Annotated in this window: 13 protein-coding genes and 1 riboswitch; of the genes, 6 read left to right on the top strand and 7 right to left on the bottom strand. The window is 61.0% G+C overall.

Going from position 1 to position 14,203, the window contains the following annotated elements; translation table 11 throughout:
• Window positions 1–625: 625 nt before the first annotated feature.
• Together U9R81_RS03000 and proC are read right to left on the bottom strand one after the other, a co-directional pair.
• The gene (locus U9R81_RS03000; protein WP_322494050.1) at window positions 626–1,402 is read right to left on the bottom strand and encodes a hypothetical protein; all 777 of its coding nucleotides are present in this window, start codon (window positions 1,400–1,402) and stop codon (window positions 626–628) included.
• A complete protein-coding gene (gene proC, locus U9R81_RS02995; RefSeq protein ID WP_322494049.1) occupies window positions 1,403–2,221 on the bottom strand; it encodes a pyrroline-5-carboxylate reductase in 819 nt (272 codons plus the stop codon).
• Between the two features lie 361 nt (window positions 2,222–2,582).
• On the opposite strand from proC, the gene U9R81_RS02990 reads away from it, so the two are divergent.
• Window positions 2,583–3,482, top strand: a complete 900-nt coding sequence (locus U9R81_RS02990; protein ID WP_322494048.1) for a PIG-L family deacetylase — start codon at window positions 2,583–2,585, stop codon at window positions 3,480–3,482.
• Between the two features lie 109 nt (window positions 3,483–3,591).
• The gene (locus U9R81_RS02985; protein WP_322494047.1) at window positions 3,592–4,311 is read left to right on the top strand and encodes a hypothetical protein; all 720 of its coding nucleotides are present in this window, start codon (window positions 3,592–3,594) and stop codon (window positions 4,309–4,311) included.
• Window positions 4,312–4,350: 39 nt separating this feature from the next.
• On the opposite strand, the gene U9R81_RS02980 is transcribed toward U9R81_RS02985, so the two are convergent.
• Together U9R81_RS02980 and U9R81_RS02975 are read right to left on the bottom strand one after the other, a co-directional pair.
• Window positions 4,351–5,175, bottom strand: coding sequence for a metallophosphoesterase family protein (locus U9R81_RS02980; RefSeq protein WP_322494046.1), 825 nt, complete (start codon window positions 5,173–5,175; stop codon window positions 4,351–4,353).
• Window positions 5,176–5,179: 4 nt separating this feature from the next.
• Entirely contained in the window at window positions 5,180–5,323 is a 144-nt protein-coding gene (locus tag U9R81_RS02975; RefSeq protein WP_322494045.1) for a hypothetical protein, read from the bottom strand.
• A gap of 970 nt (window positions 5,324–6,293) precedes the next feature.
• On the opposite strand from U9R81_RS02975, the gene eis reads away from it, so the two are divergent.
• The 4 genes from eis to U9R81_RS02955 all read left to right on the top strand — a co-directional run bounded on the left by eis (window position 6,294) and on the right by U9R81_RS02955 (window position 11,932).
• Window positions 6,294–7,466 (top strand): GNAT family N-acetyltransferase, encoded by a 1,173-nt coding sequence (gene eis / locus U9R81_RS02970; protein ID WP_322494044.1) that lies wholly within the window; start codon window positions 6,294–6,296, stop codon window positions 7,464–7,466.
• A gap of 737 nt (window positions 7,467–8,203) precedes the next feature.
• Window positions 8,204–8,288, top strand: a riboswitch (cyclic di-GMP riboswitch).
• Between the two features lie 358 nt (window positions 8,289–8,646).
• The gene (locus tag U9R81_RS02965) at window positions 8,647–9,399 is read left to right on the top strand and encodes a hypothetical protein (RefSeq protein WP_322494043.1); all 753 of its coding nucleotides are present in this window, start codon (window positions 8,647–8,649) and stop codon (window positions 9,397–9,399) included.
• 343 nt (window positions 9,400–9,742) lie between these two features.
• Window positions 9,743–10,456: a S8 family peptidase gene (locus U9R81_RS02960; protein ID WP_322494051.1), complete on the top strand. Its 714-nt coding sequence runs from the start codon at window positions 9,743–9,745 to the stop codon at window positions 10,454–10,456.
• A 405-nt stretch (window positions 10,457–10,861) separates the two neighbouring features.
• On the top strand, window positions 10,862–11,932 hold the full coding sequence (locus tag U9R81_RS02955) for a glycosyltransferase family 4 protein (RefSeq protein WP_322494042.1): 1,071 nt from the start codon (window positions 10,862–10,864) through the stop codon (window positions 11,930–11,932).
• 148 nt (window positions 11,933–12,080) lie between these two features.
• On the opposite strand, the gene lgt is transcribed toward U9R81_RS02955, so the two are convergent.
• From lgt to U9R81_RS02940, 3 genes are all read right to left on the bottom strand, one after another.
• The gene (lgt, locus tag U9R81_RS02950; protein ID WP_322494041.1) at window positions 12,081–12,968 is read right to left on the bottom strand and encodes a prolipoprotein diacylglyceryl transferase; all 888 of its coding nucleotides are present in this window, start codon (window positions 12,966–12,968) and stop codon (window positions 12,081–12,083) included.
• Window positions 12,969–13,017: 49 nt separating this feature from the next.
• Window positions 13,018–13,782, bottom strand: a complete 765-nt coding sequence (purQ, locus tag U9R81_RS02945) for a phosphoribosylformylglycinamidine synthase I (RefSeq protein WP_322494040.1) — start codon at window positions 13,780–13,782, stop codon at window positions 13,018–13,020.
• Window positions 13,773–14,203 (bottom strand): FHA domain-containing protein (locus U9R81_RS02940; protein WP_322494039.1); only part of this gene is annotated, 431 nt, incomplete at its 5' end. The genes U9R81_RS02940 and purQ, both read right to left, overlap by 10 nt.

The raw sequence follows: 14,203 nt of genomic DNA, 5'->3' as shown, positions 1-14,203 counted from the left end.
GCGCAGATCGTCGTCAAGATGGCCGGGTCAAGCGAACGGGCGACTTGGCCGGGCAATGTGGTGCCGCCGCCGAGCCGCAGGCGACGCGAGAGGGCGCCGGCGGTGCGGGCTAGGGTGATGGCGGCAGTGGTGCGGAGTTGGTTCATAGGTTTGGTATGGACTGGATCAACGATTGATGAATGTCGTTTGTTGGCTGCGCATCTTTTCTGCTATTGCCTTCCTCCCGGCCTCTCTCCGCTGGTGTCTGATCCGGAACCCGGCCCTTCAGGGCCGGGCTATAGTTACGAAGCCCGCTACGCGGGCTGATAGCCCTCACCCCCAACCCCTCGCCCACTGGCACGGGAGAGGGGAGCGCAAAGCCGGGCGTTGAGGCATTGCACAGCGATTAGCGGTCGTAACCGGCCAGATGTTCTTCCTGACCCTCAATCCCACTGGGGGGAGGAAGCCGACTCCCTCCCCCGGAGGGGAGGGCTGGAGTAGGGACAACCTCCCACAAAAACCTCTGCGCACGCTGCGTTCTTCGCGTCTTTGCGTTAACCTCTTTACGCCCTTTGCGGAGCCGGATAGCCGTCCGGCTCTACAGCGCCGTTGCGGAGCCGGACAGCCATCCGGCTCTACAGCGCCATTACTTCAACCCGGCCTTGCGCAACGCGGCAGCGAGCGGGTTATCGTCGTCATCATCATCATCGCCGCTGCTGGCAAACAAGGTCGCTTCCGGCGGCGGTTCATCCTCCGCCTCGTCATCGAGATCATCGTCTTCCCAATTGAGGGCCAGATTCTCGGCCCCGACCAGCGCAATGATATCATCAACGCTAAACAGCATCAGGTTAACCTGATCGCCACTTGATGAGCGGGCCGCCAAATCCTCAATCCGCTGCACCTGCGGCAACGCCGCCAACACTTCGTCAAGCGGTTCGGGCCGGCGCGGCGGCGGGCGGTCGCTGGCCATCAGCGCGGCGGCGGCGGCGCTATCGGCGGGGATGCCGGTATCCACCAGCAGAATTGTCACCCCGACGCGGTGGAAGAGCAGGTGCAGAATCTGGCGCGTCTCGTTGAGTTGGGCGACGGCGCGGCGAATGGCGCTGGCGGTGCGGCTGGCCTTAATCTCAAACACCCACGCCACGCTATCGATGATCGCTAGCGCGTCGAGTTCGCGATACTTAATTTGCGCCGTGCGGTGGCGGCGCTCTTCGTATTCGAGAATGCGGCGCTCGTCGAGCGGCAAATGGGCCGCCAACCAATCGCGCAACGCCGCTTCGGCCTGTCCGCCAAAGATATCGCGCTGGCGCGGCGGGCGGATGGCCTTCTGATTCTTGCGTTGCAGCTTAAACTTCTCGACGTGAGCTTGGTAACGGCGGTCGTCTTCGGTTGTCAACCGCGCGCGCGCATAACTGATCGCCATCTACCCCTGCCTTCCCAGTTCCACCGAACGGCGATACGCGGCCCAGATCGCATCGGCCAGCACGGTGCGCAACCCGCCGCGTTCGAGTTCGCTCAGCGCCGCGGCGCTGGTGCCGCCGGGTGACGTAACCGCATTGCGTAATTGGGCCGGGTGCATCCCGCTCTGCATGGCATACTGCACCGAGCCGAGCATTGTCTGTTGCACCAGCTCTTCGGCAATGCGGCGCGACAAACCGAGATGGACGCCAGCGTCGATCATGGCTTCCATCATCAAAAAGACATACGCCGGGCCGGTGCCGTTAATCGCCGTCGCCATATCGAGATAGGTTTCAGTATCGACGTACAGCTCACGTCCCAACGCACCAAGCACCGTCGCCGCCCACCCGCGCTGGCGTTCAGTGACCGCAGGAGCCGCCGTCCACACCGTCATGCCGTAGCCAATCTGAGCCGGCGTATTCGGCATACTGCGCACCACCGCTGGATGGTCGAGCGCCTCGGCGAAGGAGGCGATCGTTGCGCCGGCAATGACCGAAATCACCAAATCCTCATCGCGGATCGCACCGCGCAACGGCGGCAACACCCGCCGCAACTGCTGCGGTTTGACGGCAAAGATCACCACCCGGCCCCACTTAGCCGCTTCGAGATTGTCGTGAGTAGTGCGAATGTGGTAGCGATGGGCGAGGTCGCGCCGGCGCTCTTCGCGAGGGTGGCTGGCGAGAATCTGATCGGCGGCGACCAACTCGTTGCGCAATAAACCGCCGATAATGGCTTCACCCATCGCGCCGGCGCCGATCACGGCAATTGGCAAATCTGCGAGCATACTTTCTAACCTGTACAGCGAGCCGGTCGCTCCTCCAGCGCGCGACCGGCGACACGAATGCTTCTTTGCGGTATGATACCATAGAGGGTGGCACAATTGCGGCAGGAGTCGCTCAGGCCGCCGGGCAGTCGCTGCCCGCTTGTTATTGCGAGCGGAGCGGTCGGGGCCGGGCCCCGCCGCGCAGCGCAGCAATCTCCCGCGAGGGCGGGAGTAGTGCGCTAAGGCATGGCGGGCGCTAAAGCGGGAGATTGCTTCGGGGGCTGCGCCCCCTCGCACTGACAACAGGGGATCCCCCTCGCAATGACAGTAGGTATGCGCCCTAGGCAATAACAACGACGTGTATAGAGGAAACTACCACCCTATGCTCCCCAACGAAGAAACCATCATTCTCCGCCCCACTGCTCCCGGCGTGCGCCCGGTGCTGCTGGCGGTTTTTGCCCACCCCGACGACGAGAGCTTTGGGCCGGGAGGCGCCTTGGCCCGTTATGCGTGGTCGGGGGTGGCGGTGCATCTGATTTGCGCAACCGGCGGCGAAGAGGGAACGGTTGATGCCGCCTTGCTTAATGGCTACGAGTCGGTGGCGGCGTTGCGCCGCGCTGAGTTACTGCGCGCCGCTGAGGCGTTGGGGTTGAGCAGTGTGACCTTGCTGGGCTATCGCGATTCGGGCATGCCCGGCACGGAAGCGAACCGCCATCCGGCGGCGTTGATCAACCAACCGCGCGATCAGGTGGCGGCGCAGATAGTGCGCCACATCCGGCGCTTGCGCTCGCAGGTGGTAATCACCTTCGATCCGATCGGGGGCTACCGCCATCCCGACCACATTGCCATCCACGAAGCGACAGTCGCCGCCTTCCATGCCGCTGGCGATCCGGCGGCGTGGCCGGAAGCGGGGCCGCCGTATGCGCCGCAGAAACTCTACTACACCGCCTTCTCGCGCCGGTTATTGCGCTTGCTGGTGCGGCTCATGCCGCTCTTGGGCCGCGATCCGCGCGCCTTTGGCCGTAATCGCGACATCGATCTGACCAAACTGGCTGAGGTTGAGTTTCCCATCCATGCCCGTATTGACACGACCGCTGTGCGTGAGCAGGCGCGGGCAGCGGCGCTGGCCCATGTGAGCCAAGGCGCGGGCGGGCCGCTGGCCCGTGGCCCGCTCAGCAAGGTGTTGGGCCTGCTCGGCAGCGCCGACACCTTTATGCGCGCTTACCCACCGGTGGATGGCGATGCGCGCGAAGATGATCTGTTTGCCGGGGTGCAGTGGTGAATGACAGATCGTTTTTTACGCTGAGTAGAGAAACGGATTCGTTGGTTAACCCGCTGCTGCGCTACAATCGAACCGAGAGTTGAGCCACAAGGCGCAGCAGAGGTGGGGTATGGACAGCAACGAACTGCTGTGGACGCTGGGAGGCTTGGCGTTGGCGGTGGTGATCGGCATTGGCACGATGCAGTGGTCGCAGCAGCGCGATCGCAAACGCCATCAGGAGATCCGGCAGGCGGTGATGCGCATGGGCTTGGCGCCGCGTGATCAGGGAACGGCGCCGGATCTGGCGCTATTTGCGCTCAGCCAGCTTGGTAATAGGGGCGCGGTTTCGTGGCCGGGGGTGTCGTTTGCGGTCGATGGCGGCCAAGTGACCATCTGCGAGTATATCGCCGTGCGTCAGGTAGAGCGGCGCGATCTAGAAAACTACCGCTCTGAGGATCAGTTTTATCGCCAAAACCGCTCTGAGGATCGGTTTTATCGCCAAACGGTGCTGTTGTTCAAGGCGGAATATCTGCGCGCGCCGGCGTTTTATCTGCGGCCAGCAGGGATCGGCGACAAAATCAAGCAGCTCTTTCACCAGACCGCCATTGATTTCCCGCACCATCCCGATTTCGCTCAAGCGTACCTATTGCGTGGGAACGACGAGTCTCAGATTCGCCAGTTTTTCACCGATCAGAAGCTAAATATGCTCACCCGCTATCGTGGCTGGTATGTTGAAGGGAATGGCCAGCGGCTGATCTGTTATCGGCTCGGTGAGTTAGCTGCCGGCGCCACAGCGCACCAATTTGTCCAAGAGGCGTTGGCGATTGCGCGCGGGTTGAGCCAGTTGTAGCGGGCCTGCGAGCTGGCGCCCACGCGCGGTTGACCGCCCTTATTTCACCGCCACACTCCGCCGCGGCAGCCAATGTTCGGCTACCGGGCGAAAACCGTCGCCGTTCTGATCGAGGCGCAGATGTTGCACCCGCGCGCCGTTAGCTTCGATCGTAATCAGGTTGCACGTATTCGCGCCGTGCTCGGCGCCGTAGCCGCGCCGTGAGGTGGTGGTGCCGCTCTGCACGATGTAGGTGCCGTGGCGTAGATCGGGCAGGATATCGCGGGTGTTGCCGGCAAAACTGATATGTAGATGGCCGCAGAGCAGCATATCAACCCCAAACTCATCAAGCAGCCGGATCGCTTCAGCGGCGTTCGTGATGGTGACGCGCTTGCGCCGGTAGGCAGGCGGCAGCGCGGGTGGGTGGTGCCAGACCACGATTTTGTAGACATCGGCGTCGAAGCGAGCTAGCCGTCCACGCAGCGCAGCGATCTGGGAGGGATACAGCTTGCCGCCGTCAACCGTCAGGCCGTGGGCTGTGCATGCGCCGACAACGGCAATGCCGGGGGCGGTAAAGACAGGGTTGAGGTCGGGCGAGATCTGCTGGCGATAGCGGCGCAACGGGGCAAATAGGCGCTCGTGCAAGAGAAAGAGGGGGACATCGTGATTGCCGGGCACTACTAGTTGCGGTTGGGGCAGGCGTTCGCGCAGAGTGCGAGCCGCGCGCCACTGCGCCACAAAGTCAGCCCGCTGCACAAAATCGCCCGAAATCACCACCAGATCGGGCTTGAGCGCGCGCGCATCAGCGATCAGGCGTTCGGCGGCGGCGGGGTTAAAGGGCGGGCCGGTATGGATGTCTGAGATATGGAGCATACGGAAAGCCACGACGTTACTCCTCTGCGCTGGCAGCCGGCGCGGCGGCGGCCTGCGCCTTCTCTTTGGCGAGAGTGACGATAGCGCGCACGATCAGCATTCCTTCAACCGCTACCGCCGCGACGAAGATGTACTTGAGCACAGTGGGGATGATGTCCATTGGCTGATCCTTTCTGGCGATGTGGAGTGCGACAGTTCCACTGCTGCTGTCTTTGTGCTGTGCGGCAGTCATGCTGCCACACTCCATGATAGCGCGGATCGGCCTCGTTGTCAGGGTGAGAGCGCAGCCCAGTTGTCATTGCGAGGGGCGTAGCCCCCGAAGCAATCTCCCGCTTCAGCGCAAGTGATGGCTGAGCAAACTGCTCCCGCCCTCGCGGGGGATTGCGTCGCCTCGCGGGCAGAGCGCTGCTCTGCCCCGACCGCTCGGCTTGCAATGACAGACGGCAAGGAGAGGTCTGCCCCCTCCCCCAGCGGGGGCTTTCGGGGGTAGGTATTTCATCGGATCACCTCCTGCTGCGAGAACCGGTTGCCGGAATGCCATCGGTGCGAGCGGGTGCGCGCGTGGGGGCGGGGTGATCGACCACGGTTCGGGCACCACCTGCTGTGGTATGGGCAGCGGCGCCGGCTGGATCACGATACGAGGTAGGCTGACTCACCTCACATACCAACCCCCGAAAGCCCCTCGCCACTCCACCGCTGGGTTGAAGTGCATAGCTAGCAAGAGCATGTATTTCTACAGCGGACGCGGAGGAGAAGCAGGGCGTCACCCTCCCACGCTCGTCCCCTTGCTCCATCCCCTTCGCATGCTCGGCGCCCGTTGCGGCTGTGGCACGGCCCCCACCCCCAATCCCTCCTCCGCTGGATTCAAGGGTGGACAGCATATCTGTCCGGCACCCGGCCCTAAAGGGCCGGGCTAGGGGTACGAAGCCCGCTGCACGGGCGACTGGCCGGTACACCGGCGCATCGCAACGCCATCAACAACATTCAGCGCTCATGAGTTCTGTCCGCCCTTGAACCCAGCGGGGAAGGAGTCGGGGGTGAGGGCTGAAAAGAAAAAGCCACAACATATATACAATATCTTGCGTATCTTCTGCGTCTCTTCGCGGCTATTCAAACCATGGAGCGATCTGATGAACAGCTACCGGCAACTCACCCCAACCGATTTCGAGCAATTCTGGGCGCTTGACAGCTACGCCTTCGCCCGCCAGTACCACCGTGGCCGCTACACGCCGGACGTCATCGCCCAACTGCGTGGGTTGTTCGTCAATGGCGAGCAGGTAGCCCAATTGCAGATCATGCCGTTTCAGATGCAGGCAGGCAACGGTGAATTGCCGGTTGGCGCGATCGGCAGCGTAGCGACATGGCCGCAGCACCGCCGGCGCGGCTATGCCGAGCAGCTCTTGCGCCACGCCTGCATCGAGCTGCGCGAGCGCGGCTCGGTGCTGGCCCTCCTCCACCCCTTCCGCCACGACTTCTACCACCGGCTGGGTTGGGCACTAGCCGGCGAACGGCGCTTGGTACGGCCGGCCCCGGTTGATCTGCGCGCCTTTCAGCTGGCCCCCGGCGCGTATATTCCCGCAGGCCCCACCCACATCGCCGAACTCGACGCCATCTACCGCGGCGCGTTACGCGGGCGCTACGGCCCGCTGGTGCGCCCGCCTGAATGGTGGCAGGTGGATGTCTTGCAAACATGGGGCGGCGAACCCTACCACGCCTTCATCTGGCGCGACGAGCAAGGCAAGGGGCGTTCGTACCTGATCTACCGCCTTGAACGCAGCGACAACGGCGACCGGCTGGTCTGCCGCGATATTGTCGCCATCGACCCGCTGGCCCGCGCCCAACTCTTCGTCTTCATCGCCCGCCACGCCGATCAGATCATCGTCGCCGAGATTCCCACCCCGATTGACGCCCCGCTCAACGCATTGCTGCCCGCACCGGCGCCAACCACCGTTGTGCCGCTCTTTATGCAGCGCGTGCTCGACGTGAAACACCTGCTCAGCCTCTACCCCTTCGCCCCGGTTACCGGCCAGCTCACGATACAGATCACCGACGACTGGATCACGGATAACGCCGGACGCTATCAGCTCGTGTGGCACGATGGCCGCGCCACCGTCACCCGCCTCGGCCCCGGCGAAGCGGATCTAGCCTGCACCAGCGCCACCCTCAGCCAACTCCTTAGCCGCTACCTCCGTCCGCGCACCGCCGCCGCCTTCGGTGTGCTCAGCGTCAGCGACCGGCGCGCGCTAGCCCTGCTCGAACAGGCACTGACCGGCTTGCCGCCGTTTTGCGGCGATTATTGGTGAACCATGAGCGAACGGCTTCGCCCACTTCTGGACGTAAGCTAGTTACCGTCACAGACCAATTCACATCTGAAATCTGAGCGAAAACTCTTCGTACTTTCATCCTTGTTTCAGGATTCACTGGCACATATCGCTTCAGCCTGCGGTGGATCGGTGGTATCGGCGATCTTTTATGGATGGCCATAGCCGCTCTAGCGGTGGATGTTTGCCAAGTTGTCCCCTGAATATAAAGACTGGCTACCCGATGATCGCTGAGAGCATCGGGTGGCAGACTTGCCAACGTGTGTCACAATGACGCAGTTCGTTCAGATCTGAACGCTTGATGTTGGCGCTCAGAACATCTGCACTAGGCGCCATACCGGCTTATCACCGCAGTTGCTGCCCTTGCCGGAACAGGCCACTTTCTGCCGCTATGTATTCCCTGCTCCTTACCTCTCCTACCCCGCCGCGTCGCCAGTGTGCAGGCTCATTCGCAAGCGTCATTTCACGTTTTATACCAATTTTTAATTATTACAGTTTTGTCGTCTTGCAATATAACAATACTGCAAACCCAAAAAGCATTGACAATAGCATCATGAATGCACTAATGTACCAACGTAATCCATAAGATTATTTCACTACACCAATATCGTTACGTTCTTTAAAAATTGCATAAAACATCTCTCGCCTAGTTACTTGCTCAGAAGTAAGCTGTGAGCAAAAAAGTAAAGTTTTCCACTCACATGGGAGAGAGACGTCTTGAGATGAAATGGCAAACCCATCGTAAGGTGGGGACGCAAAGCCACAGGTCCAGTGGAGCGTACACTGGGCGGCTGGGATACCAAGCTCAAGCACGCACTTCCCTTTGTTATCAGGAGAGGTATGTCGCTTCGCCCCAGCTTTGTCTACGCTGGGTTTTCTGTTTTCTCCCGTCACCGCAGCGCTGAGGTGCATCACGTAGCCCGGCATATCACAGCTCGATGCACTTTCTGAAGGCGCCTAGACAAGGAGGCAACCAAGCGCATCATCCAAACCTAAACCAAACCCGGCAGTCTGAAAAGACTAACCCCATCAGCAACCAGTCACTAACGCGGCACTCGGTCTACACCACTGCAACGGTTACCACGAAAACCTCCAGAACACACCTTTCTCATTCTGGGTACGCCGCAGCAGTTTGACGGCACATCGTTAGGAGCTCTCATCTATGCAAGCAACGCTCGTTCAACCCTCTCGTCACAACGCTGCGATCCGCATCGGCTACCTCGTCGCAGTGTTCGCCCTCCTCATTGCATTAACCCCACGTTTAACGCTGTCATGTAATGTAGCAGCGGAAACGCGCCTGCATCCGGCCCTCGTAAACTTCGCCACCGAACAGCCCGATCTGCCGATTCGGGTGATCGTACAGCGCAACGTCGCCAATGCCGATCTTAAACCGATCATTGCGCAGCTCGGCGGACAGATCATGCGCGATTTGCACATCATCAACGCGCTGGTTGTGGAACTACCGGCGGCCAAGGCCAACGGCGTTGCTTGGATCTCGCCCGACGCACCGGTCTGGTCGAGTTCGAGCCAACCGCACACGTTTGTGACGTGGGCCAACGCCACGACATTGAGCAGCGCAGGCAACAGTGTCGACTCGCTGCTCGGGCCAAACGGCACGTTCGCCACCATTGGCCGGCAGAATGTCACCTTCTCGGACTTCAACGCCGAGCATACCCCCAGTCACGTCATTATTCGGGTTGAGGTTTTGTTCCACGCCTTCGTCCCAGCCCAACTTGGCGCCGGCAACGATCCAAAGCTTAGCATTGGCGTCGGCAACAGCACGACTAAGGCGATTACACTGAGCCACAAGCAATTTAATCGGTTTACCAGCGCCAACAACGCCGACCCGCTCGTGATCGATATTACGAAAGAGCGTGTCTGGAACTGGAACGACTTCGAAACAATCTGCGGCTGATTCTCGATCAGAGCGGATTTAATTCATCGAGCGCGATTAATTACGACGCTATCGGCTTGCGCATTACCAGCGCGGCTGGCAGCAGCACCGCTAGCGATAGCGGCGGCGACACCTCAGCGCTCGCAGTCATCGATCCTAACCAACAGCAGAATGTGTACAACGATGCTATCCGCGTGACCCAACTCTGGAACAGCAGCGCCCGCCTGCAAGGCCGTGGCGTCAGCGTCGCTGTGGTTGATAGCGGTGTGTTTAAGACCAAGGATCTGGGCAAGCGCGTGCGGGTTAACGTGAATTTTAACCTCGGCTTCCACAATGGCGCTGCCGCTACGGGCACGGCACGTTCATCGCCGGTCTCATCGCCGGTAACGGCAACCAGTCGAATGGTAAGTATATCGGTGTGGCGCCACGGGCCGACACTATTAATGTGCGGGTCAGTGACGATAATGGCATGTCAACCGAAAGCGACGTCGTTGCTGCCCTCCAGTGGATCAACCCCAACCGGGCACGGTACAACATCCGCGTAGTCAACCTGTCGCTGAACGCCAGTATGCCGCAGTCGTACCACACGAGCGCACTGGCCGCCGCCTGCGAAATTCTGTGGTTTAACGGCATTGTGGTTGTGGTGTCGGCGGGCAATAATGGCACGGCAACCCTCTACCCGCCAGCCAACGATCCGTTCGTGATTACCGTTGGCGCGGCTGATGATCGGGGCACTGCCTCCATTCAAGATGACGTGGTTGCCTCATTCTCAGCCTGCGGCATCACCGAAGCAGGCACGGCCAAACCGGAATTGGTTGCTCCCGGACGCAATATCGTGGGGTTGCTGCCCGAAAACGATCTCCTCACGATCAGCCGCGATCGACCCAAGAACCGGATCGACCGCAACTACTTCCGGATGTCTGGCACCTCGATGTCGGCTCCTATTGTCAGCGGCGCCATTGCGCTCTTACTCCAAGACGAACCAAACTTGACCCCAGATCAGGTCAAGTTCCGGCTGATGGCGACGGCGAACCGCAACTGGCCCGGCTACTCGCCTACAACGGCTGGCACGGGGTAGCTGGATGCCTTCGCCATGGTGAACGGTACGACAACTGAGAGTGCGAATACCGAATCCTTGTCGCCAGCGGTGTAACCCAGACGTGGGGCTCGGTCAACTGGGGCTCAGATTACTGGGAGGAATAACGCTATGGGTTCGCACACTCACACAGCTATCACGCCGGCAGACTCGAGCGTTAACTGGTCGGTCAACTGGTAATCGCCCCACGGTTGCCGGATAAGCAGTAACCGGCGGGTAAGCGACGCAGATACGATGCTGGTTGCTTACCTGCCGGTTTTGATGTGTGCGCGATCGCCTGTCAAGCTCCATGATGGTCATGGCCTAGATGCCATTGACACCCTCGCCAATCTGTGACAAGATCGAGCGGTTGGGTAAAGATTGGCCGCTGGATGGAGTTTCATCACTATGCTGCGCCCGCTCTATGTTTCGCCGCTTGGTCGCGGCGGCGTCGATTTTGGCATTCAGAATATCACTCGCGCTGTGCAGCGCGCCGGTTTATCGCCGCAATTGCTGCGCTTGCCAGAACTGTACAACTTTCTGCCCGTACTTATTCCCAAGACGTTGCCCGCCGATGTGGCTCGCCGCTTCGATATCGTGCAAGGCCGCTCGCGGGTCGCGTTCAGCCTGCGCGGGTATGGCCTACCGGTGGTGACCACGGTACACCATCTCACCACTGACCCGGCCTTGCAACCCTATAGCTCGTTAGCCCAACGCCTCTTCTACCGGCTGGTCGAGTCGCGCTACGATGGCCTGTCAATCGCCTACGCCGACGCAGTGGTCTGCGTCAGCCGCTACACCCAGCGCATGGTGGAGATGACCTACGGACGCCGCGACACGGTGCTGATCTACGATGGCATTGATACCGATGTGTTCGTGCCGCCGCCGGGCATTGCTCGTCGCGACGATGGCCTGCCGCCGAGCAATGCCCACATCCGCCTGCTCTTTGTCGGCAATCGCACCCGCCGCAAAGGGTTCGATCTGCTGCCCCGGATTATGGATCGGCTGCCGGACGACTATGTGCTCTATTACACTGGCGGTTTTCAAGGACGCGACGCCGGCCCGCCCCATCCGCGCATGATCCCGATCGGTTCGCCTGACCGGGCCGGCTTGGTGGCGGCCTACCAGAGCTGTGACATCTTGCTCTTTCCCTCGCGGCTAGAAGGGTTTGGGATTGCCCCCGCCGAAGCGTTGGCCTGCGGCCGTCCGGTAGTGACGACCAACGTTGCCGCGCTGCCCGAAGTGGTTGACGACGGCCAGAATGGTTTTTTGGTCGCTCGCGACGATGTGGCCGGCTACGCCGAAAAAGTGCGCGTCCTCGGCGAAGACGCGGCGCTGCGCCGCCGCTTCGGCGAGCATGGGAGAGAGAAGGTTGTCGCCAATTTCGGCTACGGCCCGCTCGGCGAGGGGTTCAAGCGGCTGTACACCCGCTTGCTGGATCGTGAAGGCGCAGAGGGGGCAAAGGCACAGAGATCATAAAACGCAAAGACGCGAAAAACGCAGAGCGCGCAAAGATTATGTTGAGATTGGGGTACAAGTGACTTTGTGCATCCCCCATCACCAACCTTCGCGCCCTTTGCGTCTTTGCGTTTACCCTCTTCGCGCCTTTACCCGCTCTGCACCTTATCTATCGCGGCTCAGCAGCCAACGTGCCGGCAAATGGCCGCCGGTGGTTGAGGAAGAGCAAAATCGCGCACAGCACAATCGCAAGCACGCTCACCAACTGCGCCACCCGGATACTACCCTCGCACGAGCCACCGACCCCGCTCGCGCACAAGCTATCGATCCGCAACCCCTCAATCCAAAACCGCCCGCTTGAATAGATGATCCCGTACAAAAACAGCAGATCACCCGGATTGAGCCGGCGCCGTTCGGATGGCGCTAGCCGGCCAAACCGGTGGTCAAGCCAGAGCAGCAAACCAACGCCAACCAGATTCCACACCGACTCATAGAGAAAGGTCGGGTGAAAGAGCGTGGTGATGGGATAAGTCGTAAGATCGTTGTACGGCGGCACCCGATATTCAGGATCGATCCGCAACCCGAATGGCAAATCGGTCGGGCGGCCATAGGCCTCTTGGTTAAAGAAATTGCCCCACCTCCCGATGCTCTGGGCCAGCAAGAAACCGGGCACACAGACATCGAGCCAATCCCAATAGGGCAGTTTCGCGTAGCGCGTGTAGATCACGGTCGATAGCAGCGCACCGATGATCGCGCCGTGGATTGCGATTCCGCCGGTGGTGAGGTTGAACGCGCTCAGTGGGTTAGGCGCGAACCGTTCCCATTCAAAGGCGACGTAATAGATCCGCGCGCCGGCAATGCCGAGGATCAACCCTAACATCAACTGGTTCCAGACGTGATCGGGGTGGTAGCCACGCGCGACAGCCCGCCGCGACGCAAGTAGGGCCGCGATCAACGCGCCGGTCATGATAATCGCGCCGTACCAGCGCACCACGATCGGGAACCCAAACAAGGTAAAGCTGATTAAAAACGGATCGTCAGGCGGATAGAGAACCATACTTTCTCCAACATCACACGTCATCGCAGGGGCATAGCGCGCTATGCCCCTACAACGACGCCGCATAGCGCACCGCGTTGCGGAAGATTTGCAAGCCGTCACCTTCGCGCCGGGAGGGTTCGCGCGTCCAGCGGGGATGCTGGTGCGGCAACACCGCATTTTCCGGGTGCGGCATCAGTCCCAACACATTACCCTGCGCATTGCACAAGCCGGCGATGTTGTGCGGCGAGCCATTGGGATTAGCCGGATAGCCCTCACCCACATAGCGCAGCGCCACCAAACCGGCGGCTTCCAATTCGGCGAGCGTTGCCTGATCACGCACCGCGATCCGGCCCTCGCCGTGAGCGACCGGCACTTCGATCGGGCGTTCAATGCCGCGGGTAAACAAGCAGCGGCTATTGCGCACCGCTTCCAACTGCACCCAGCGGCATTCAAACTGGCACGACTCATTCGTCGTGAGCGTGACTCGTGGCGGTTGGCGGGTGGGGCCGGGCAACAAACCGGCTTTGACCAACACCTGAAACCCGTTGCAGATCCCGATCACCGGGCGGCCATCAGCCACAAACCGCTCCAGCTCTTCGCCAAGGCGATGAATCAGATCAACCGCCAACAACCGTCCAGCGCCGAGATGATCGCCATACGAAAAGCCGCCGGGGATGACTAACAGCGCATAATCGGCCAACTTCACCGAACCTTCGGCAAGCCGGTTGACATGCACCCGTTCCGGGCGCGCGCCGGCCAACTCGCAGGCCAGCGCCGCGTCGGCATCACGATTGATGCCGGGAGCGCGCAAAATGAGAGCCTTCAGTTCCACCGAAACTCCATCTCCACCTCACCGATCTGGATCAGATCACCCGATTTCAACCGTTGCGGCACATTCGGCGGGATCAACACCCCGTTAATCCGGGTGCCGTTGGTGCTCTGCTGATCAGTGAGGGTATAGTGATCGCCGCGCCGCTCGATAATGGCGTGCAGACGCGAGGCGATCCCGCGGTCATGTTCAGCCAAATCCAATTCAGGAAAGTGAGCGCGGCGCGGATCGCGCCGGCCAATCCGCACCGACGAGTGGTCAAGTACCATTTCCCAGTGGCGGTAAGGCGAACGGACAATCAAGCGGGCCGGCGGCAAGACCGGCGCAGCAGCGGCAACCGGCCCGCCGCGCTGTAAGGCGGTACCGCAACCGGCGCAAAACCGGGCCTGCGGTTTGTTGACCCTCCCGCACTTTTCACACACCA

The organism is Chloroflexus sp. (assembly GCF_034435895.1).
In the GTDB taxonomy this organism is placed as follows: Bacteria; Chloroflexota; Chloroflexia; order Chloroflexales; family Chloroflexaceae; genus Chloroflexus.
The sequence above is the reverse complement of the archived record's forward strand: the minus strand, read 5'-3'. Positions and strand labels throughout refer to the sequence as shown.

Bases quoted from the DNA above. Each gene is read 5' to 3' on its own strand.
- eis (WP_322494044.1), top strand. From the start codon at position 6,294: ATGAACAGCTACCGGCAACTCACCCCAACCGATTTCGAGCAATTCTGG.
- U9R81_RS02965 (WP_322494043.1), top strand. From the start codon at position 8,647: ATGCAAGCAACGCTCGTTCAACCCTCTCGTCACAACGCTGCGATCCGC.
- lgt (WP_322494041.1), bottom strand. From the start codon at position 12,968: ATGGTTCTCTATCCGCCTGACGATCCGTTTTTAATCAGCTTTACCTTG.
- U9R81_RS02975 (WP_322494045.1), bottom strand. From the start codon at position 5,323: ATGGACATCATCCCCACTGTGCTCAAGTACATCTTCGTCGCGGCGGTA.
- U9R81_RS02985 (WP_322494047.1), top strand. From the start codon at position 3,592: ATGGACAGCAACGAACTGCTGTGGACGCTGGGAGGCTTGGCGTTGGCG.
- U9R81_RS02990 (WP_322494048.1), top strand. From the start codon at position 2,583: ATGCTCCCCAACGAAGAAACCATCATTCTCCGCCCCACTGCTCCCGGC.
- proC (WP_322494049.1), bottom strand. From the start codon at position 2,221: ATGCTCGCAGATTTGCCAATTGCCGTGATCGGCGCCGGCGCGATGGGT.
- U9R81_RS02955 (WP_322494042.1), top strand. From the start codon at position 10,862: ATGCTGCGCCCGCTCTATGTTTCGCCGCTTGGTCGCGGCGGCGTCGAT.
- U9R81_RS03000 (WP_322494050.1), bottom strand. From the start codon at position 1,402: ATGGCGATCAGTTATGCGCGCGCGCGGTTGACAACCGAAGACGACCGC.